The 21577-nt window shown below is 61.3% G+C and carries 17 protein-coding genes; 5 read left to right on the top strand and 12 right to left on the bottom strand.

Annotated features, from left to right (window positions below; genetic code table 11):
• Window positions 1-121 precede the first annotated feature (121 nt).
• The 4 genes from istB to BZF57_RS18840 form a co-directional block, all read right to left on the bottom strand.
• Window positions 122-862, bottom strand: coding sequence for an IS21-like element helper ATPase IstB (istB, locus tag BZF57_RS18855; RefSeq protein WP_086738086.1), 741 nt, complete (start codon window positions 860-862; stop codon window positions 122-124).
• Between the two features lie 11 nt (window positions 863-873).
• Window positions 874-2400, bottom strand: a complete 1527-nt coding sequence (gene istA, locus BZF57_RS18850) for an IS21 family transposase (RefSeq protein ID WP_162290999.1) — start codon at window positions 2398-2400, stop codon at window positions 874-876.
• A gap of 187 nt (window positions 2401-2587) precedes the next feature.
• Window positions 2588-4027 (bottom strand): DUF6035 family protein, encoded by a 1440-nt coding sequence (locus BZF57_RS18845; protein WP_143738583.1) that lies wholly within the window; start codon window positions 4025-4027, stop codon window positions 2588-2590.
• A 47-nt stretch (window positions 4028-4074) separates the two neighbouring features.
• Window positions 4075-4848: a BrxR family transcriptional regulator gene (locus BZF57_RS18840; protein WP_086740829.1), complete on the bottom strand. Its 774-nt coding sequence runs from the start codon at window positions 4846-4848 to the stop codon at window positions 4075-4077.
• A gap of 73 nt (window positions 4849-4921) precedes the next feature.
• On the opposite strand from BZF57_RS18840, the gene BZF57_RS18835 reads away from it, so the two are divergent.
• From BZF57_RS18835 to BZF57_RS18825, 4 genes are all read left to right on the top strand, one after another.
• Window positions 4922-6067 (top strand): exonuclease SbcCD subunit D, encoded by a 1146-nt coding sequence (locus tag BZF57_RS18835; RefSeq protein WP_086740827.1) that lies wholly within the window; start codon window positions 4922-4924, stop codon window positions 6065-6067.
• A complete protein-coding gene (locus tag BZF57_RS18830; protein ID WP_086740825.1) occupies window positions 6064-9138 on the top strand; it encodes an AAA family ATPase in 3075 nt (1024 codons plus the stop codon). The genes BZF57_RS18835 and BZF57_RS18830 overlap by 4 nt, the downstream gene beginning before the upstream one ends.
• A gap of 135 nt (window positions 9139-9273) precedes the next feature.
• Window positions 9274-9483 carry a hypothetical protein gene (locus BZF57_RS20985; RefSeq protein WP_143738582.1) on the top strand — a complete coding sequence of 70 codons (210 nt, stop codon included), beginning with the start codon at window positions 9274-9276 and terminating at the stop codon, window positions 9481-9483.
• 30 nt (window positions 9484-9513) lie between these two features.
• Window positions 9514-10179 (top strand): hypothetical protein, encoded by a 666-nt coding sequence (locus BZF57_RS18825; protein WP_072383920.1) that lies wholly within the window; start codon window positions 9514-9516, stop codon window positions 10177-10179.
• A 13-nt stretch (window positions 10180-10192) separates the two neighbouring features.
• On the opposite strand, the gene BZF57_RS18820 is transcribed toward BZF57_RS18825, so the two are convergent.
• Window positions 10193-10975, bottom strand: a complete 783-nt coding sequence (locus tag BZF57_RS18820) for a GntR family transcriptional regulator (RefSeq protein ID WP_086740822.1) — start codon at window positions 10973-10975, stop codon at window positions 10193-10195.
• Between the two features lie 180 nt (window positions 10976-11155).
• Between BZF57_RS18820 and BZF57_RS20980 the strand changes: the two genes are divergently transcribed.
• Window positions 11156-11371, top strand: coding sequence for a hypothetical protein (locus tag BZF57_RS20980; protein WP_143738581.1), 216 nt, complete (start codon window positions 11156-11158; stop codon window positions 11369-11371).
• Window positions 11372-11416: 45 nt separating this feature from the next.
• Here the strand turns inward: BZF57_RS20980 and BZF57_RS18815 are convergent, their stop codons facing one another.
• The 7 genes from BZF57_RS18815 to ltrA are packed head-to-tail and all read right to left on the bottom strand — an operon-like array spanning window position 11417 to window position 20970.
• The gene (locus BZF57_RS18815) at window positions 11417-14197 is read right to left on the bottom strand and encodes a conjugal transfer protein TraG N-terminal domain-containing protein (RefSeq protein ID WP_086740820.1); all 2781 of its coding nucleotides are present in this window, start codon (window positions 14195-14197) and stop codon (window positions 11417-11419) included.
• 28 nt (window positions 14198-14225) lie between these two features.
• On the bottom strand, window positions 14226-15680 hold the full coding sequence (locus BZF57_RS18810; protein ID WP_051146467.1) for a conjugal transfer protein TraH: 1455 nt from the start codon (window positions 15678-15680) through the stop codon (window positions 14226-14228).
• Window positions 15680-16486, bottom strand: coding sequence for a conjugal transfer protein TraF (gene traF / locus BZF57_RS18805; RefSeq protein ID WP_086740819.1), 807 nt, complete (start codon window positions 16484-16486; stop codon window positions 15680-15682). The genes BZF57_RS18810 and traF overlap by 1 nt, the downstream gene beginning before the upstream one ends.
• A complete protein-coding gene (locus tag BZF57_RS18800; protein WP_022678001.1) occupies window positions 16483-16860 on the bottom strand; it encodes a hypothetical protein in 378 nt (125 codons plus the stop codon). Before BZF57_RS18800 ends, traF begins: the two co-directional genes overlap by 4 nt.
• Complete coding sequence (locus BZF57_RS18795; RefSeq protein ID WP_086740817.1) at window positions 16857-18599, bottom strand: conjugal transfer protein TraN; 1743 nt, start codon at window positions 18597-18599, stop codon at window positions 16857-16859. The genes BZF57_RS18800 and BZF57_RS18795 overlap by 4 nt, the downstream gene beginning before the upstream one ends.
• Window positions 18596-19333, bottom strand: a complete 738-nt coding sequence (trbC, locus tag BZF57_RS18790) for a type-F conjugative transfer system pilin assembly protein TrbC (protein WP_206073301.1) — start codon at window positions 19331-19333, stop codon at window positions 18596-18598. Before trbC ends, BZF57_RS18795 begins: the two co-directional genes overlap by 4 nt.
• A 14-nt stretch (window positions 19334-19347) precedes the next feature.
• Complete coding sequence (ltrA, locus tag BZF57_RS18785) at window positions 19348-20970, bottom strand: group II intron reverse transcriptase/maturase (protein ID WP_086740703.1); 1623 nt, start codon at window positions 20968-20970, stop codon at window positions 19348-19350.
• Window positions 20971-21577: the final 607 nt, after the last annotated feature.

Below are 21577 nucleotides of genomic sequence, written 5' to 3'. Positions count from 1 at the left end.
TGCGGATTCCGACGATCGCGCGCATGTATTCCGATCTGATGCCGCGCAGCGTTCCGCTTTGATCGCGCGCAGGTGAAGCACCTGATCGTTGGTATGTTGTGGCACTATGCTTTGCCGCGGGTCAAGCGGCTTGAGCGGCGATGCTTCGCCGCATGGATTCCCCGGATAGCTCGAGCCTGTGGGCGTTGTGGACAAGCCGATCGAGGATGGCATCGGCGTAGGTCGGATCGCCGATGAGATCGAACCAGCGCGCGATGGGTAGCTGGCTTGTTACGAGCGTTGAACGGCGCCCATAGCGATCCTCGAGGATCTCCAGCAGATGATGGCGGGCATTGCCATCGAGCGGCTCAAGCCCCCAGTCATCGAGGATGAGCAGGTCCACGCGGGCCAGGCTCTTCATGCGCGCAGCAATGCGGCCATCGCCCTTGGCAAGCGACAGCTCGTCGATCAACCGCGGCAGGCGGGTGTAGAGAACCGAGCGATTGTCACGGCAGGCCTGATGCCCGACGGCGCAGGCCAGCCAGCTCTTGCCGACCCCTGCTGGTCCGATAATCGCACAGTTCTCATGGGCAGCGATCCAGCTGCCCTTCAGCAGCATTTCGAACAACCGCCGATCGAGCCCGCGGGCGCTGCGATAATCAACGTCCTCAGGCACGGCTTGGTGCCGCAGCTTTGCCTGACGCAGGCGCAGGGCGAGGCGCTTGTCATTGCGCCATGTCGCTTCATGATCGAGCAGCAGCGCCAGCCATTCCGCGTGGTTCAGGCTGGCGGCATCGCCATTGCCATCCAGATCCGCAAAGGCTTGGGCCATGCCGATAAGGCCAAGCTGGTTCAACTGATCAAGTGTGGGGTGTTTGAGCATCCTTGCTCCTTTCAGTGGTAGTATTGAGAGCCCCGGATATTGTCGTGCAGGATCGGCTCGCGCTCCGGGGCTTTGGACACGGGCACCTTGTCGAGCCCCTTTTCGAGGATCGATTTTACAGACGGATAATTGCGCGCGCCGATCTCCAGCGCGCGAAGCGCAGCCGCTTCAAGGCGCTCAGCGCCGAACCGCTTGGACAAGCCGATGATCCCCAGGCACGAACGGTAGCCTTGCTCGGGATGCGGCCGGTCCTCGATGATGCGCGCCATCAACAGCGACAGCATCGGGCCGATCCGGCCCGCCTCCTCCTGGATCTTTGCCGGTGTCCAGTCGAGATAGCGCCGGTGGCTCGATGGCATGTGCTCGGGCACGGTCGTGTGCCGACCATTGCCACTGCCGCGCATGTGCACCGCGATCCGCTCGCCGCCGAGGAAGATCTCGACGCTGCGGGCCGTGTAACGCACCTCAACCTCGCGCCGCGCGTAGCGGTGCGGCACCGAGTAATGATGCTGCTCGAGCGCGATATGGTAATCGAGCCCAACCCGGCAGCGCTTCCATTGCGCATGAACCCATGGCTCCGGTGGCAGCGGCTTCAGGTTCGGCGCATCGACCTCCTCGAACAGCTGGCGGCGCGTGCGGCCGAACTGGCGAAGCACACGGCGCTCATTCAGATCAGCAAGGCACTCGGCAATGGCAGCGTTGAGCTCGGCCAGGCTGTAGAAGATGCGATTGCGCAGACGGCCCAGCACCCAGCGCTCGACGATCCTGACACAGGCCTCAACCTTCGCCTTGTCCTTGGGCCTCCTCGGCCGTGCCGGCAGCACTGCCGTCCCGTAATGCCGAGCCATGTCCGTGTAGCTGCGGTTGAGCATCGGATCGAAGTGGCAAGCCTTGATCACCGCGACCTTGGCATTGTCGGGCACCAGCAGCTGCGGCGCTCCGCCGAAGAATGCGAAGGCAGCATTGTGAGCCTCGGCCCAGTCAGCAAACTGCTCGGTCCAGGTCGCACACGCAAACGACAGGCTCGAGCCGCCCAGCACCGCGACGAACAGATGCGCATCGCGGATCTCGCCGGTTCTGCGGTCTACCACCACCGGCACCGTGTCGCCCGCATAATCAACGAACAGCTTCTCACCGCCGGCATGGCTCTGGCGCATCACCAGCGGCAGCCGGCCTTCCCAGCGCCGGAACAGGTCGCACCACCGGCTGTAGCGATAGCCGTCGGGGTTCGCCGCGTGGTATTCCTCCCACAGGATCTGCAGCGTCACGTGCTTGCGCTTCAACTCGCGCGCCACCACCGCCCAGTCGGGCTCAGGCAACTTGCGGCGCCCGGGCTTCACCCCTGGCACGCCGTAGAGCCGGGACTCCAGGTCGCTGTCCGTCATTTCAGGCTGCACTGGCCAAGTCAGACCCGACCGATCGAACCGCCGAAGCGTATCCCGGACCGTCGTCGGTCCGACCCCGACCCGCTCGCCAACCACCCGCGTCGAAAGCCCGCAGTCCAGACTCAGACGCAAAATCTCGCGCACATGGCGCATCGTAACTCTCCTCGTCGGCATGCATTCCTCCAACCGTTATCCGGTCGAAAGAATGCCCCAACGATCAGGTGAGCCTCACCTCAAACTGCGCGCGATCATATCGGAATGCTGCGCGCGCAATTCTCGGAACACCGCGCGCCATCACCTCGGAATCCCGCGCGCGATCAAATCGGAACACCGCGCGAGATCACCTCGGAATCCGCAGCCGAGCCTTCAGAGACGCGCCCTGCGATAAAAATGCGCACAAGCGCTCCTGATCCTCCGGCATCCTGTATTTTGGGTCATGCAGGATGTGACCCCGCAGAGCATCAAGCTTTGCCTTCAGCTTCCCTGTTCGATCGTCGCGATACAGCGCCTCTTTCGTTCCAAACCTGCGGAGCATGTGGCCGAAAGCGAGAAGAAGCTCGGGGTGCTGGTGGATGAGATGATGGCCTAGCTCAGCGAAGCTCTTGTAGCCGAAGCCAACCGGCCTTCCCGCCCGTGCGCTCTCGATAAGATGCACGATGCGCGTAACTGTAAGCAAGTCCGGGTATTCCCCGTCGAGACCGTAACCCATGGAACGAAGGCGTTCATTGAGGAGAGCCCATGCCTGATATCGAGGCAGGTCATCGTCATCGCGCGAGGCATCGAGAATGAACCGAAGCACTTGCTCGCGCAGCTCGTTCTCCTGGTCTTCCAGGGCCTGCCTTGCGGCGGCCTCGGCGGCTGCGCTGCTTTCCAAGCGGGCTGCCCTGAGTTCTTCGCCGAGCCTTGCGGCCTCTTGGGCATAGTCGAATACGACAATGGTCTGGCTGTTCACATCAACCATGACCTCATCCCACCGGACCATTCGCTCAACCCACTCATCGACGATGTCATCGCCCTGAATGAACGGTTTGCGGTACCAGCAGGTCATGATGAAGGTCCCTGCCGCCTCGGACGCTGCTGCCGTGGTTTCATCGACAACGAAGATATTGGAGTTGTTCCCGAAGAGGATGTCGTCAACGGTCATGCGACGATAGCTCGGATGGAAGTACGGCAATACCCAGACGAGCGCCGCCCCTTCGGCACGATAGAACTCCTTCCGGCTCAGCACGACGTCCATGAAGGTTGTGCTCAGCTGCACCTCAAAGGCCAGTCTGTGGGTGTCTGTGCGCGCCGAAACGTCAGGTCGGCGGAGGCCGCAGAGACCTTCGCTCGCTCTCCAGGTCCTTTCTGAGGCCACATCCTTGAACCGTGGATCGGCCGAGAGGCTCCGCAAAAGAAGTGCCTTGACCCGCTTGTGCGCCCCGCTCTCCTGGGCACCGCGGTACTTCATGGCCCTGATATCGGCTTCGCTCAGCTCCGTTCGTGTGACAGCGGGGCACGAGCCATCTTCATGGCGATGCCGGAAGAAGAACCGTTTGGTCGTGCTGCACGCCAGATAAACCGGAACACCGCACGTCGCGCACACCAGGCGTGCGTCGTCACGTTTGACGAGCGCCTTAAGTCTTTGGCGTAGCAGAATTGCGCGCTCATACCGGAATGCCCGGATCAACCGGCGGACATTGAGAACATGGCCAGTTCGCGGGTTCCTGACAGCGTCAATCTCGGGCTTTGTCACCGCCGATGCCCATGCCAGCGGATCGACAGTCGTGTTTCCAACCATGGTCGTCTCCTTACCTTGTGGCAGCAGAATTCCCTCGCCCGGGAGGGCTAACAGCGTTCCAATCGCGCGCCCGCCTGTTTGAGCCCCCAGCGTCGCTCGACATAGAATTCGAGCGACTTGCGGACCTCGAAGCTCAGAACTTCCTGCGTGAACCCATATTCCAACCGGACAGCAGCCTGCTGCTCTTCTGTAAGGCTGCTCAGCGGCCGAAGCCGGACTTCGACGAACTCTTCCCAGTCAGCATCGCGCGGAAGGTCTTCGCCGACCGGCGCCACGGCAAAGGTGCTGTCAGGCAACACCCGCACCGGCAAGAAGTCGCGCCATGACTGGCGATGGAAGCTCCACGCCCGAACGTGCAGCCGCTCACCGTCCGAAGCAAAATGGGCAGGTGCGATCCATTGGTTCTGACGCAGCCCACTCGACATCGACACATACCCTATCTCGATCTTCTGCCGCTGCTCGATCGCTTGCCAAAGGCGCCGCACTACGAATGGCGGGCACTGCCGCGAGGGCGAAGGAAGAACAGAAAGGCTGCTCGATGCGGGATGGCCGACAAACTCATCCGGCCAGCCTGCATCCTCTACAAAAGGCAGGCCGCGATGGTGAGGGTCGGCGACGTAACACTTCCGGACTGTGTCATAGCGAGGCTTCGGCTCTGCAACCCGCTCGAGATACTCCCTCAGATCGATTGCCGCCTGCGGAGACGAAATCCCGAAACGCTCGATCAGGTCCTTGCGATTCACCTGTCCGCGCCAAGTCAGGCACCGGTCGAGATAGACCAGGCGGGCGAGCATTGCCGGCTTGAGTGCAGGATCGTCCATGTCCGAACCCTACTTGACGAGCTGCGGCACGTCTATATAAATTTTATATGCACGTGGATTCGAGGACAGATTAATGCGCATCTTGCACACCAGCGACTGGCATCTGGGCCGCCAATTCCATGGCCTGTCCCTCGATGAAGACCATGACCACATTCTCGTCCAGATCCTCGCGGTGATCGATGATGAACGCCCCGATGTCGTGATCATCGCCGGCGACATTTTTGACCGGGCGAACCCGCCGCAGAGCGCGATAACCCGCCTCTCGCAGTTTCTCACAACCGTGCGTGCAGCGTCCGATGCGGCGATCGTCATGATCGCAGGCAATCACGATTCCGCCGCGCAGATCGGGGCGATGGGCGTTCTTGCAGATGGCGGCGTCGCGATCGTGCGCGGACCACTGGATGAAGATGAGCGGCCGCTCGTGGTTTCCGATGCGCATGGGCCCGTGGCCATTTCCGCCCTGCCCTTTGCCTTCGAATACGCCGCCCGCATATGCTTCGAAGACGACGGCATCGCCTGCCCGGCAGATGTCATCCGGGCCCAGCTTGCCAGCGCTCGCAAGCACGTGGCTGAGGGAATGCGTTGGGTTGTCGTTGCCCACGCCTTTGTCGACGGCGCAGCAACCAGCGAGAGCGAGCGTCCGCTCACGCGCATGGTGGGCGGGATCGAGACAGTATCGGCGAACGCCTTCGACGGGTCGCACTATGTGGCTCTAGGGCACCTCCACCGTCCGCAACCGGTGGGAATGGATCACATCCGTTATTCCGGCGCCCCTTTGGCATTCGGGTTCGATGAGGAAGGTCAGCAGAAGTCGGTCAGCCTGATCGACCTTGCGGCCGACGGCACTGTTACGGTGGCCGAAGTGCCGCTGCGGCCGCTGCGTCAGGTCAGAACCATCCGAGGCAAGCTGCTCGAGCTGCTTGCAGCCACGGAAGTGTCCAACGACATCGTCCGCGTCGTTCTCACGGACGACACCCCGCAGATCGACCCGATGAAAAGGATCAGGGCATTCTATCCCAATGCCGTTCAGCTCTCCTACGAGCGCAACGAGCGACCAGCAGAGCTGCGCCTCGAAGAGCAGCGCGCTGCCATTGATGACCCGAAGACGCTCTCCTCCGCATTCCTCGAGTTCATCCGTGGTGAGCCCCTGTCGGAGGCGGAAGGGCAGATTGTGGCCTCCGCGCTGCAATCCTTCGCTACGATGGAGGAAGAAGCATGAGGCCGATCAAGCTCACCCTCAGCGCTTTCGGTCCCTATGGCGGCGCGGAGACGATTGATTTCCGCGAAGCGACGGATGCCGGCCTTTTCGGGATTTACGGTCCAACCGGATCAGGCAAGTCGTCGATCTTCAGCGCGATTTCTTTCGCCCTGTTTGGCGAGGGGGCCAAGGAGGAGCAAGGCATCGGTACGATGCGCTCTGACTTTGCGCCTGAGGATCTGCTGACCGAGGTGAGCCTGCAATTCGAACTGGGCTCCAAGCGATATTATGTCAGGCGCCAACCTGACCAGGCACGCCCGAAGGCGCGAGGCGAGGGTCACACCATGCAGCCACACGCTGCCTGGGTGTTCGACGTATCGGACGTCGCCATCGATGATGTCGGCCCGGATAACTCGGGCGTTCCGATCGCAGAAAAGAAGGTCGGCGCCGTCCTCAGCCACGTCGAAGGTCTTCTCGGCTATGGCGCACAGCAGTTCCGCCAGATTGTCCTGTTGCCGCAGGGCAGGTTCGAGCGTTTCCTCGTGTCGAACAGCAAGGACCGGCTCGAGATTCTGCGGGAGCTGTTCGACGTCTCTCTGTACCGCCGGCTCACCGAAAAGCTCAAAGCCAATGCCGCGAACATCAGGCGCGAGATCGAAGATGGCTATCGCCTGCACGCAAGCCGGCTTCAAACCGAGGGCTTCAACAGCTCGGACGAACTCACCGACGGCATCGCGTCGGCACTTGAACGGTACGAATTTGCCCAGCTGGCAGTCTCGGAGACAGCGGCCGTGCTCGCTGTTGCCAACAAAGCCTATGCGGCCGCTGAAGAGCAGGAAAAGCGCTTTGTCGAGGTCGAGGCTGCGTCCGCTGCACTCAAGCAGCTCGAGGCACAGGGCCAGGCATTCGAGGCGATGCGAGCCCGCAGATCCCAAGCGGAGCTGGCGCGGCGCATATCGGACCTCGACGCCAGCGTTGCCGATGCCCAGAGGCGCTACCGCGCAGCGATTGATGCACACGCCAACGCTGAAGTCGAAGCACGAGAGGCAAGCGAGGCTCTTTCGGCAGCGAATGCGACGCTGCTCGATCTCCGCTCCCGCGATCATGAGATCGAAGACATCGCGCGCAAGATCGACCAGCTTAACCGCCACAAGCAAGTTCTGGTCGATGCCGTCGAGCGTCTGGCTGGCCTTGAAGCCGCCGAGGCAGGGCTGGAACAAGCAAAACAGGCTCACTCTCAAGCCGCCGACGCTGAGGCACAGGCTGCTGATCTCTGCGAAGAGAAGGAGACGGCGCTCGCGGCAGCCCAAGCCAATGGTCTTGAGCGACAGAGGCTGAGCGCAACTCGCGATGGTTTAAAGAGCGAAGTAGATGCAGCACGGGCCTTCGCAAAGGCGGCGCAAGATGTGAAATTGTCGCAGGAAGCCTGCGAGAAGGCATCAGAAATCGCCCGCGACGCACAGACCCGCCATACCGAAGCGGTCGCTGTCGCCGAGATGCACGAGCTCGCCTTCCTTGCAGCCCAGGCCAGCGTCCTTGCCCAGCGATTGCAGGACGGGCACCCCTGCCCGGTTTGCGGCGCCAGCGACCACCCCGATCCGGCGCATGATTCAGGCGATGCTGGCGCACTCGAGAAGGCGTGGCGCAATGCTCAGGGCGCTGCGCTTGCCGCTTCAAAGGCTGATCGCGAGGCCCAGGCTGCCGCCAGCTCGGCCCGTGCCACACTCGACGCGAAACGTGCCGTTCTGGACGGGCTCACGGAGCCAAAGCGCGACGTGAGCGAGATCGATGGCGATCTGCAACACGTCCTTGGCCAGATCAGCGCTTTGGGTCCGGACGTCGATATCGGCCTTCTCACCGAGGAACTGGATGACGCACGCACGCGCAAGCTGGCAGCGACGGCGGCCCTCCAACAGGCTCGAGACGCGCTCGGTAAGGCAACGACTGCAGAGGCACTGGCCCGGCAGGCGTACGACGAGAAGATTGCATCGGTCCCCGAGAACCTGCGCCAGCAAGACAGTCTGCAGACCGCAATCGATGCCGCCACCACAGACTTGAGCAGCCGGAAGCAGGCCCTTGCCGATGCCGACGCGAGGCAGCGCGAGTTCGATGCCATTGCCATCAAGGCAGCAGCCGCACTGCGCAGCGCTTCGACCACAGTCAGCGAAACCGAGATCGATCTCGCCGCAAAGCGATCCGCATTTGAAGCCCGCCTTACCGAGCTTGGAATAGCCGAAGCAGAATATCGGGCGGCGATCCCCGATATTGCCGAGATCCCTGCACTGGAGCAGGCAATCGCGGGTTTTGACACCGCCCTTGTTGAAGCCCGCGCGCGGGAAACGATGGCAAGAAACGCGGTCGGCAACGCGCAGCGGCAAAGCCTCGAACCCTACCGTCTGAGCTGCGCGCAGGCACAGACCGCCGCAGAAGAGGCGGTGAGGCAGAGTGCCGCTGCTCAGCAGAAACACCAATCGCTTGTCGAGCTGCAGGCCAGTCTGGAAGCTCAGCTTGAAAACCTTCAAACCCTTGAGCAATCGTCTGGCGCGCTGCGCGGAATTGCGGAAGCCTTCGACGGTCAGAACGAGATGCGGACCAGTCTCGAGACATTCGCCATCGGTGCGATGTTCGATCAGGTTCTCGAAGCAGCGAACCTGCGCCTCGATCCCATGACCAGTGGCCGGTATCGCTTTGAGCGCGATACCGTCAGTGTTGGAGGCCGATCCAAGAGAGGGCTGGACGTTCGGGTCCACGACATCGAGACTGGCCGCGCCCGCGAGATTATCACGCTTTCAGGCGGTGAGACTTTTATCGCAGCTTTGTCCCTCGCGCTCGGGCTGTCCGACATCGTCGAGATGACAAACGGTGCCATCCGGCTCGACACCATTTTCATCGATGAAGGCTTCGGCAGCCTCGATACGGAAAACGACGCCGGAACGCTCGATCAGGTTCTGCAGGTGCTTCAGAATATCGTGGGCGAACGGCGCGCGGTAGGGCTTATCTCGCACGTGCCTTTGGTCCAGCAGGCAGTCCCTAACGGCTTTACTGTCCACAAAGGAACCAACGGGAGCCAGATCACGGTCAGGGCTGCCTGAATGGGCAATCGGCGGTCGTTTTGCATTGTAACACAATGAAGTAACAACATGCGGAGCGGTCTATAATCGGTAAAGTGGCTCGACAGTTCGCGGATTATCGGCCTAGATTTGAATCAGTTTTCAGCGGGAGCGTTGATGGGGCACTACGAGGATTTCAAGCGATTGCTTGCCGCGATTGAAGCATATCGCGCCGACGCAAGCATTCCCGTTGATGCTGAACAAGTCGACGCCGCTTGTGCACGAATTCTGACCCATGATCCCTTTGATGAAACCGCCATTGAATGGAAACGGATTGCTGAATTGGTAAAGGAGCTCAACGGGGGTGAGTGGCCGCCAACCGGTTGATGATCCACCCTGCGCTGCTATCCTCCGGCAATGCCCAACGGAATCGACCAGCTCTATCGGACCGCGATCGAGAAGCTCGCCAAAAGCGCTGATGCCGATATCGAGCATCTCCGACGCGCGGTGATCCGGGGCGACGGTGTACCCCTTGAGCCCGACCCACGCCTTCTTGCCGAGGCGTCCGGTAAAGGCGCGGATTGGGGGGAATATGCGTTTGGCGAACTCCGCGCATTTGGCTTCATTGTAGCGGACGTGGCTAGGTTTGTTTGGTATCGGCCGACGAAGAACGAAATGTGGGAGCGGCAGGCGGTTCTAGCCGGGATCGAGGCTACAGCTATCGTCAGACTGGTCTCGATGGACCTTTCTCCTGCCATCCCTGAAATACAGAGGCGGCTAGAAGCATTCGACCGAACCGCGGCTTCCGGCAAAGCGCTCGCCTCACTCCTCGCGCACCAGAAATTGATGGTCAGTGTCGTCGCAGCGACAGGCGAAGTCGCCACGCTCGAGGAATATGCAAGGCGCGCCAGCGTTGCACAGGTCTATGCGCGAGCAGCGACCCTGGAGCTGACGGATATAGAGGGCATGACGACATCTGCCCGAACCATGGTTCAATTGCTTTGTAAGGGCGACGCGCGCGATTGCGCTGCCGCTGCGACTGCCATGCGGATCCACCCCCGGCAGCCCGCCTTTGCGGCTTGAGGTGTGAGCGCTGCTACAAGGGATGCGCGGCCGCGCCGGCATCACTCAGTGGACCAAGCAGCGGGCGCGCGGCCTTCGTACTCCCCGTATACGTCGGCAATCCGCTGACCTGGGGCTCGATGGCCTGAAGGGCGTGATACTGGGCGCTTTTTGGAAAGTCTTTGCGCTCCATCTGCTCGATCAACTTGTGGAGCGCCGGCGCGGTTGAATCGAAGAAGAAGCGGCTCGCTTTCCGTACGCCATCAAGATCACCCGCGCGCGCCGTGACCAGATAGCTGTCCGCAGCTTCAACCAGGAAACCCGTGCGCTCGGCATAGATGTCCGAGAGCCAGAGTAGCCTGAAAAAGGCCTGCGGGATGAACTGCTCGACCAGCTCGGACAAGGTGCTCTGCGGTCCTCCCAAAATGATCGTCGCGAAGGACATCGCCCCGAGAAAGAACGCCTCATCCTCCACTGCATGGCTGCGGACGTCCTTCTCAAGGCTCTCGGCCACCGCCTGCAACCGCGAACCTCCCGCCAATGCCAGACGAAGGGCGCCGATCTCGACGATCGCTCCCAGCGCAAGGCGCCATTCCTCGATCTGTTCTCTCGTGAAGGTCGAAACAACATAGGCACGACCACGCTTGGTGAGATAGCCCCCGACACCCAGCGACACCAGAAGATGGCGAGCCATCGACAACGACACGCCGGTATGCGCGACAATGTCGTCAGCGGTCATCGACGTACCGGGCGGCAAGTCGCCCAGCATGACCCGCTCACGAAGCTCGATATAGGTCGCGTCAATCTTCGACAGCATGAATTCCCCACGGCCCGCCAGACATGGCGCTTGCCGCTCTCTCCGGGTTTCAACTTAGCATAACGCCTGCAGATTGCAGCAATGCACAGCGCCCTCACTAGCCATTTTCCGCCCCCGATCCTTTTCTCCATTCGTTGCCATTGGGTTCGCCCAGTGGTATGTAAAGTTTGGAGAAGTACGATGGATGAGCAAGATCAGTGGCGATTTGCTGACTTTTCAAAGCGGGCTTATCCTGACGATCCCACCGGTACTGGCGATCCCGATTTTACGAGATCAAACATCCCTGCGTTCGAGCCGAATTCATTAGATCCTTTGGGTGCAGGTGGTCGCTTTGGAGCTTGGATCATCATCCTGGTATCAATCGTTTTTGTCGTCATTGGGGCAGTTAGCTGGTAGCCCTTCGGTGCAATTCGACCCTGAGTTTCTCCGTGACACAACCTTCTAGCGTTGATCGCGATCATAGAAGCGCTCGTCAAAGCGTTCATCAGCTCCACCCGGACCTGAACGCCCCTCGTCAAAGTCTCTGCGCCGATCGCCAAAGCGATCGCCATTAGCCTCGTAACGCTCCCTCAAGCTCGTCTCCCCTTCAGCTATGCGAGCACCAATCGAACCATCGGCCGACCCGTCCGTGAGATTGCGCGGGCCTTGCGCGGAGCGCTGCGGCGTTCTGGCCCGGAGGTCTGCTTCACTGAAATTTCCCGGTCCAGCAACGTTGCCCGTCAGCGTTCCTCTGTCCGGGATCAGATCGTTGAATGGTGCGACCCTCTGATCGTAATAGTCAGAAATGATCTCGCGCGCGACAAGTTCATAGGCGGCCTGCTCTTGAGGACTGTAGTCGGTGCGAGCAAGGCTGGGAACAGTGATCCCCAGTTCGGCTGCTTTTTCCTGATAGCGGCTTGCCACGATCTGGCTCATGTCGAAGGCGAGGTTGGTGCCATATCCCTCCCGTGTTGAGGTGCTGTCGGTGAGTGACGTCGCCAGCTCATCAATTTGGGCGATCCGCTGATCGATGCGTCGAATCTCCTCGAGTGCGCGCTCACGTGAGTAAGCGTTCTCGGAATAGCCCTCACTCCGGCTGAAGTTTCCACTTTGCGCATAGCTGCCACTGTCTTGCGTGGCATTTGAACCATTCGAGCGGTTGTCCGATGTCGAGGAATCAAAACCTTGTGCTTCGCTCCGCTCGTTACTCCGATTGACTAGGTCAGAACGCTGGCGGCTACCGCTGATGCCCGCCTGGACACCTCCATTTGCACCCACACTACCCTTGCCCCCAGGTCCGCCATCGCCACCTCGAGTGCCGGCAACGCTGCCGGACAGCCCAACGCTGCCGCTGCGGCTTGTCTCGAGACGATCAATGTTGGTTTGCTGATCTCCCCTCGACCGCGTGACACGATCGCTTTCGCTGACGGTGTCCCTGGCATCGAGCGACTGATTGTCGAACCGCTGCAGGTTCTCACCCGAGCGATACCCGGACGAGCTTTCACTTCCGCTGGAGTTGCGCACTCCGCTTGTTTGCCGCGTCGATGCGCGGTCAAGGAAGGCAACCGCGCGCGACCGCTCTTCCGAAAGAGTGTTCCGCGCCGTCTCAAGTTCAGAAAGGGTCTGCTGCCGCTCGGCATTGGCGAACTGGCTGAGCGACGCGCCGAACGCCAATCGGCTCATGCCCGGCGACGTGTCAAAGACGCTCGCACCATCTGTCATGGTCTTTGTCGTTGTCCCATTCGCATTGACCGTCGACATGACCGGCGCCCCGCCGGTGAAGGAGGGAGCGGCATTCCATTGTTCGGACTGCCGGTTGAAGCTTGAGAGGTTCATGAAGCTCTCGTTCCCGTAGGAATAGTTGCCGGTCGTACGCTCGACGGCAGCCGCTTCGGCTGCCGCCTGCGCTGGGGCAAGCATCGAGGTCGCTTGCGACGAGACGGCCATGGCCCCTTTCGCCATTCCGCCGGCGAGGAAGGGAATCGACATCATCAGAAAGCCCGCGATCGTTGCCGTATCCGCATTGACCGCATCGATCCCCGCCATCCCCGCCATGGTAATCCCGCCCGGTGCGGTGGCGTTCAGGGCATCGGAAGCGCGGTCCATGATGAACATGTGCAGGACCACATAAAGCGGCCCCCACGCAGCGAGGTAGAAGAACCCTGTGAAGTAGCCCTTGAGCGCCATCGTACCTGTCCGCGGCATGAGAAACAGCGGAAAGATGACCGGGAACATCGCATAGAAGACGACCGTCAGGACGATGTTGAGAAGCGGCACCCATGTCATCGCCTGCTGAGCGATCGAGCTGTAGGTGTTGCGCGCCTGCTCCTCTGCTCGAAGCATCGCAAAGGTATCGCCGTCCGCGGCCCCAAGATTGGCCCGCGCCTCGAGGAAAGCGTTCACCAGAGAGCGCTGCTGGAAAACCTGCTGAGCTGTCTGCGAACTCCCGTGGAACTGGTTTGCGATGACAGGGAGGTCAGAAACCAGCTTCGCTCTCGCCAGAGCCGGCGTCAGGCCGGGGAACAGCTTACGGCCCTGTTGCTGCAGACCCAGCTCGGTATAGGCGGTGATGCCAGTCTGCAGCTCGTTATAGGCATTCTGGCAGGTGACGATGATCGGTGGCCCGCTCGCAGCTAGAAACTTCATTCCCCGCGCCGGTGACCCAGGCCCCATATCGGCAAGGATGTTGTTCGAGTTGGCGATTGTGTCGAAAGAGGTGTGTCCGAGCAGAATGTCGTAGAACAGGCATTGCTTGAAGTACTCACCCAGGTTCGCGCTGATACGCGGGTCGCGGATCTGAAAGTCGCGGGTCCGGTCCCAAAGCCGCGCACCGTAGATCATCCCGTTGGTCGACATCTGCAATGCACCTGGCATCACGAAGACCGTTTCGGCGGTGCGTGTCAGCCAGTCCCCGGCCTGGCTGCTGACCGAAGCGATCATCGCCAGACCGATGGGCACGTTGGCAACCGTGGCCGGCGCGAGCGAGGGATTGAGGCGATCGGTAATCCGGACCGAGGTCACTGGGACGACCAGAGCGCCGTAGATCAGCGTCGCGCCGAGAAACCAGTTGAACCAGGCACGCCAGTCGAGACTGAACGCCACGATGAGAAGGGTATAAATGAGCCCAATCACCATCACGACACGCAGCAGCGCGCGGAAGCCCCCTCCCCCGGTCCAGGCGCTGACCGCATTGAAGATGTTGACCAGGTACTCGCCCCCACCGATCGTGAAGATCTCCATCATCGCTCGTCCCTCCTGCCGCTCGCCGGGCCTATTGCAGACCCTGATTTGAGAGGGATGTGCTGAATCGCAGCGCAGCCGACATCTGGGGCGAAAGGTTGTTACGCAACGTGCCCTCGAGGAAAACAGCCCGCTGAACGACATGCTGGGTCCGTTCGAGGCGGAGGTTCATCCCTTGGGAATATGTGTCGAGCACCTGTCGGACCGAGACGATCTGCGCGCGCCACTGTGACAGTGCTTCCTCATTGGCATTCTGGAAGGAGCCGACGCCGCGCGAGGCATAGCCGTAATACTGCTGTGCCAGCGCATCGAGGAGGTCCATCGCAACGATCTCGGCAAGATCGTTCATGTCATTGGCCGTCATGCCGCCAAGCGTTGCGGCCGCGTTGACCGAGATGATCTTGTAAAGCGGGATAGTAGTGGCCCCCAGAAGACCAATCTCGTCAGGCGTGAGAGCTGCGTTGCTGCGCACCTTGCCGTTCATGCTCTCGATCATCGCCCTCACACGCGGCTTGAGGGCCTGCGAGGCTGAAACAGACATACTCTGCGTGGTGGGATTGAGGCACTTGTCGTTCGTGTCGCACTTCAGCATCGTGACCGAGCCCCCGCCATCCAGCAGCGCGGTCAGCAGTGCCCGGTCTCCCTGCCCGACGAACTGGTAGCCGCGTTTGCCGCTGGCATCGCCGTCCTGATAGAAGATTACGGTGCCGACGAAGGTCATCAGGTATTCGCGGAAGTTCACCGAGAAACTGGGGTAGCTCTGCTTCAACATTTCCCACGTGAAGTTGTAGCTTGCCGCGGGAATGGCGGGATCCTTGTTCGCCTTCAGGGTCGCCTCGCGCTGCCCACCCGTCCCGCATTCATGCCGCCCCTTGGCCCAGTCGGAAAACAGGCCCTGGCTGTTCCCGATCGACTTGCAGATCTCCGACGACATGCGATCGGACTTGCCCCACAGGCCGCCGACGAGGTTCTGTGCGGTCTCGCAGCTGTTCATGTTGAACTGGTTCATCTGCTGCGCCTTCTGCGCCATTTCCTCGATCGTGGCCGAGATCTGCGGACTGATCGACTTGATCGCGAGCTGGAAGGCAAACCCTAACGCATTGTTGGCCGTCGCTTTGAGCATCGCCACGATCTCGTCCGAGTTGATGAACGAGAAGGATCCGGAAAACACATCGATCCCGCCGCAGCCAGCCTTGACCGAGGGCAGCTGGAGATTGACCGGGTTGACGCTCCTTTGCGGGAAGCGGGTCCAGATATTGCCGCCTGAATAGTAGCCCGCAGACTGGCCCTGGTAGGCAACCGGCCCGGTGGCGTTCGCAGCCGCGCCCATGTCATTGAAGAAGCTGTTGAGCTCAGACCCCACATTGGCATGCACGGGGCCGGCGGCCATGCTGGCAACTGCCAGCGCTGACAGGGCAATGCCCGCTCGCCTCAGGATAGGAGCGAGCAGCCGGGTCGCCGAATTTGGCGTGGTGGTGCGTGCCATCAGTAGTCGCTCCCTGGTTCGATCTTGGTGAGGTAGAAGATGCGCTGCATGACCTCGTCGGCCGCCATCACGCCATAGCCGATCGGAATGGGCTGCTTCGTCTGGGTGTCGAACAGGACGAGGGCAGGAACGGTCCCGCCCTGCAGCCCCATGCGCTGGTATTGTCCGCTATCGACCACGAAGTTGGGAAACGCCTCGTTGGGGCCGCCGTCCATCGACACCGCAAGAACCTCGAGGCCGTAACTATCGGACAGGGCCCGCATGACTGGCGAGAATGTCCGGCAGGCCGAGCATGACGAGGAGTAGAAGTAGAACACGCCGTAACGCTGAGTGAGCGCTGCCATCGATCCCTCGCGCTGCTGGCGGCGATCAGTCAGCCAGGTCTGCTTGGCGAGTGTCGAGACTGGACGCTCAAGCGTGTAATCGAGCTCGGGGTTTTGCCAGATTGCACGGCTCCAGACGTCGGCGAAGGTCGACGCACGATCGAGCTGCTCGCGCTGGAAGCGGATGTAGTTGACGATGTTCTCCGAGGTCGGCTCGAGGATCGCGCGCGCCTTGAGCTCGTCGAGCTGGCGGGTAATTGCCGCCATGCGGTCAACCGCAGGCGGGCTCTGGGTCGGCTGCGGTTGGCTTCGCTCCCGCGCCTTTCGTTTGGCCTCTTCCGAATTGCAGTAGAACCAGGTGCCAAGCTTGCGCTCATCGCAATAGAACGCATCGCGCGGGGCGGGGGATGCGCTCTGCGCCACCAAAGGAGCACCGAACGCCACGCCGAATGCGCTCAGGGCAAGGAAAACAGGCTTATTCATGGGCATTGTCCTTTCCCGAGGTCGAGCATCTGGAGGAGGAAGGCGGTTTTGAAGAGACCACGGCCGCGGTCGATCATGCGGATCATTCCCCCCGAAAGAGTGGTCGTGGCCGCGACGCCGGCTTCTGTCAGGCACAGGCCGCAGTCATCTGTGCCCGAACGGCGCGCCCAATCCTTGTCGAGAAGGCGCGCAACCGAACTCGCGACCTCGCTGCGTGTCGCCGGATGCAGGAACCAGTCTTCGACCCGCGCAAGAAGATCGGCCTCGGTCCGCGCGAGATCGCGACCGATCGCAACCGCAACCGCCAGATCGAGAACCTCAGCAGATGGGAAAGGTCGTTCTCTCCCGAATGGCAGGACCGTTGCACCGGTCATGATCCGGTCCCTCCATGACGAGTATAGTAGCTCTCGATTTTCTGCTGAATCTGGATCGACATCTCGATCTCACTGGGCAGCTTTGCCGCGTCGACGAACTCGGCGTAGACCTCTCGGAAGTCCATGCGGCTGAGATCGAGCTGCTGGAATTGTGCGATCAGGAAGCCGTCGCAGTCAGGTTGCTTCGGGGTTCCCCACTGCATCCCGAGCTGGGCCTTCCCCTGCTGGTTGAGGATGCGGACCAGCTTGCTTCCGTAGCAGCAGTAGGACTGCTTGCGGGTTACACAGACGCCGAGGACGCGCGCTGAACAATAGGTGCCGACAAAGTGGCAGAGGCCAGCATCATCGCGCTTGTCGACCTCGCGGTCCTCGCGGTCACACAGGAACGGTGTCAGGAGCGGAACGCCCTTCCCGCTACAGCAGTTCGAGAGGCCAAAAATCTTCCGGGTGCAACGCAGATGCTCGCCGCTGAAGATCTTCAACCGGTCGGGATCGAAGCCATCGCGCAGGTTCCCCATGACGTTCATGGCGACCATCGCGTCCTTGAACTCGGTGGACGCCTCGCGCGTCACCTGCGTGCATTCGCCGTCGATGCAGTAGAGGTCGCCCGCGCAGACATAGGCGGCTGAAGCGGAGGTGCCCGTTTCGGGAAGGGTGCACTGGTACCAGCGGTCGTGGACATTGCAGGTCACGCCATCGGGATCGAAGCTCAGGCATTCATCATGACTGAACTTGCAATCAGAGCGTGCTTCCAACGCGGCGCAGTCATTGGCCGGTGCCACACCCTGGCACTGATAGGTGCGCTGCCACTCCCAACAGCTTCGCGTAACCGAAAGACCATTGATCACCCGCGTCTCGTCAGGGGCCGTGCAGACCTCGCTGGCAAGGGTGCAGGTGGCGCCATTGGTGGCACTCCGGCAAGCAGCTTCGTCTTTCGTTTCGCCGACGATCCGAGCATTGTTTCGCTCGACTCCGCCCGGCACGCCGCTGAGCCTTGAAGGGCATTGCCAGACCTGGCGGTAGATCGGCTCTCCAGGCTCCGAACACCATTTGCGGCCATTATCTTCTGCTACCCACTGCAGGCACCGCTGACCGACGCGCACGCTCCTCTCGAGGGTGCAGGAACCCGAACCCTGCGCATTGGCAAGCATCGGGCACATATCGGATCGCTCGGCAAACTCCTCGGTTTCACAAGCATATTCCCAGGAGCGCCGCCCTTCGGTCTGAACGCTAAGCGCGGCAATGCAAGTCCGTGGTGCGTCAAAGGGCTGGGACCCGCTGTTGCAGCTTTCAAGATAGGTCGTTGCGCCATCGCCGCCCGGGGGAAGCGGCGAACAGGTGTTGGCTTCCCCTCCGATCCCAGCTCCCGCCCCGAGGTAACGATCGGGATCGCCCTCAATTGCCGAGGCAGACGACAAATCGATCGTCGCAGGATCGACGACCTTGCGGCGCGGATCAACGACCGTCCGGTATTGCTCCTGGTAGCGCTGTGCTTCGCCGGCCGTCGTCAACCCCTTGGGGTCATCGACATAGCGCCGTGCTGGAATGTCCGTCCCGCCAAAACCGGGCACACTTGCTTCACTGCCGGCGCTCAGAATAGTCGAGTTCGTGCCATCGCGCAGGCTGCGGGCCATGGCCTCGCCATCGGCGCGCGCATCGCCAGATGTCATCTGGGCATGAGCAAGGTGCCCGGACGCAAGCAACGCAAGACAGGCAAATGAAAGCCGCACCGGGTTCACCGCGCCGTCCTCATGTTCGCGAGCGCGACCCGAGACACCCGTGCGCCCGGGCCGTTGGCGTCAGCAAAGGTTTCGAGCACATAGGCCACGCTCACATTGCCCGCGATCCGGTCGTGGGGTGGCGGCGCGGTTACGCAGTCGAGCTGGTCACAAGGCTCAAAATCCGTCGAGAGCGCCACGAAGGTCGGCACCCGGTCGACACGGAGCGAGCGGAACAGCCGCGGGTCGATCGCGACGTTGGTGGCCCCCGCCTGGTCCACAACCTTGCGGATACCCGTGATGAAGGCTTGGGGATTGCCGGAGGAAAAGCCGCGGAAAACCACGACGCCCCCAGCCTTGGTCGTGTCCGCAATAAGCCGTGCGAGCGCGTCCTCCGGCATCGACAGGCTGGCAAAGGCAATGAAAAGCGGCGCGCCCTTGGGCTGAACATTGCCAGCCTTTGCGCCGGTTACGATCGCGTCGAAATCAATGGGGCCCTTGACCCCGCCCATGTCCGATACATCGAGAACCTGCACGGAAGCCTTGGCTGCATCGACGACACCTTGCGCCTCACTGCGATGCGCTTCGCTCCTCGCGGTGGCGAAATCGAACAGTTCTTGCGCATCGGCCTGCGCCGCGTGCCCGCGCGCCTCGATAGCTTGAATGTCGAGACCTTCAACGGTCTGGGCGAAAACCGCCACCGCAAAGCCTGCAAGACCGACACCTGTAAGGCAGAAAGCGAGCGTGCGGTTCACTATCCCTCTCCCGGCTAAAGTAGAGTAAGACGCGGGCGCGGTGCGGTGTCTCCACCGCCCGTTTCCCACGCCTTCTCTCCGAACCGGACGTGCACCTTTCGTTGTGCATCCGGCTCTCCAGAAGTCATGGCGAATTCGGGTTTTCTCATCCATTTGAGTTCGAACCGGTGGACAGGTACGTAGCTCATCAAGAATTGCTCCGTACCTCCTTCAGCCCAGACCTTGGTACCCGGATGGGCAACACTCGGCCTGCGGCCCGATGCGATCCTCCTCCCCGGAACACGCTTGTGTTTGGCCCGAAGCCACAGCCAGAGGCGTTGCCGCACATGCCAGTCGAGACTGGCAAAGATGCGCTTGGCCCCCACGCAGTAGCGGTAGTAGGCGGACCACCCCCGGAGGTATGGATTGAGTTCCTGAAGCATGGCCGCGAGCGAACGCCGAAGCGTCTGCCGCCGGGCCATTTGATTTATCCGTATGCGGAAGCCGTTGATCGGCTCACGCGGGATTTCGATGCGGGCATGAAGCCCGAATCGCTTGTCCCACTTAAGCCGCACGCGGCATCCCAAGAACCGACAGCCCGTGGTTAGCGCAGTGATGCGCGTCTTTTCGGGCGAGAGCGTCAGACCCATCGCCTCGTGCAGGTAGGTCGCCAACGCCTGCTTTTCGGCAAGCGCGTCAGCTTCCGTTCCCGACACGAAGATCAGGAAGTCATCGGCATAGCGGACAGGGTAGAAGACCGTTCGACCGGCCTTCCGGTCCTTGTCGCGCTTGATCGCCGCGAGCCTGATCCCATCGGATTTCAGCTCCGGGCTTTCGGGGCGGCGGACCCAGTCCCGATACCGTTCCTCGATCACGCTCAGCGCAATGTTGGCCAGTAACGGGGAGAGCACGCCGCCTTGCGGCGTGCCGGTGTCGGTGGGGCTGTACGTGACATGCTCCAAGACCCCGGCCTTAAGGAACTGCACGATCAATCGGTTCACCTTGAGGTCCGCGACGCCGTGGCGCACGCGTTCCATCAGGGGGTGGTGGCCGATGTTGTCGAAGCAGGCCTCAATATCGCCTTCGATTACCCATTGGTACGGCGCATTGTGTCGGTAGCCATCTGCCGCAGGTTTCCCCCGCGACTGGATGGTCAAACGGATATGTTCGAGGCAGGCTTGGCTGCCGCGTCCGGGCCGGAACCCGTATGAGACAGGCCAGAACCGGGCCTCGAAGATCGGCTCCAGTACTTGTTTGACCGCGCACTGCACCACGCGATCCTTGACCGTAGGGATACCGAGGGGTCGGAACTTCCCCGGTTTGCCCGGCTTTGGGATCCACTTCCTTCGTGCAGGGGACGGACGATACTCGCCCGCCCGGAGCTCCTCGCGGAGCCCTTGAAGGAATTTGTCGACACCAATTCCAGCGGCAATTTTCTCTACGGTCGCCCCGTCGATCCCCGGAGTGCGTTTGCCGCGATTACCGGCAATCGTCCTCCAGGCCATGTACAAGTTGCGGGGATCGGTCACCCAATTCCACAAGTCGTAGTATGGTTCTTCGGGGTGCTCCCGACTCCACTGGTAGAGCTTTCTCTGAACGCCGAGGAGCCAAGCCTTTGGGGCTTGATTACCAGAGTCCACTGGTAGTTCCTCCGTCATGACAGCCCACCGACTTCCTGCCCGCCTTCGCCATGTGGACGGCTTTCCCGTCCTCGGACTACTACGCAGGCTCCGCCCCACCAGCGTCCATCCCCGGTCTCCGCGGATAGCCTGCTCCGAAGCAGGCGGACGATGATGGTTCCCGTGTTCCGACGATCAACCTTGGACCCGTAGGTGCGACGCTTAACCCCTTGCGGCTCGGGTCTGCGGGCAAGAAAGGACGACCCGCAAACGAATACTCTGCAAGCATTCACCAGAAGGCAGCATACCAAACCAACCGGTTCACACCGCGATCTCCCCACCCCGTCAGGTGATCGGGAGTTCAACTGTAAATAAAGAGGCTTCAGACACGTCATTCGCTTGTATCTCACCTTAGGCCCTGTGGTAGCCCGACCTGCGGCTGACGGGCCGCATTCGGTACATTTCAGGTCTCCTGCTTTGAGGCCGACCGCCGGAACGCGGCAAACCTTGGAGACCCCCTTCCGACCCGATTCCTTCCATCAGGTGGGGTGGCATCGCAGCCACCGGTCGATCGCCAGCAAGACGATCGAAAGGAATATGATATTGAATTACATACATATTTCCTTTCTGCGCCGTCACGGCGCTC

It is taken from the genome of Erythrobacter colymbi (assembly GCF_002155685.1).
In the GTDB taxonomy this organism is placed as follows: Bacteria; Pseudomonadota; Alphaproteobacteria; order Sphingomonadales; family Sphingomonadaceae; genus Erythrobacter; species Erythrobacter colymbi.
This window is presented reverse-complemented; position numbering and strand designations above follow the sequence as displayed.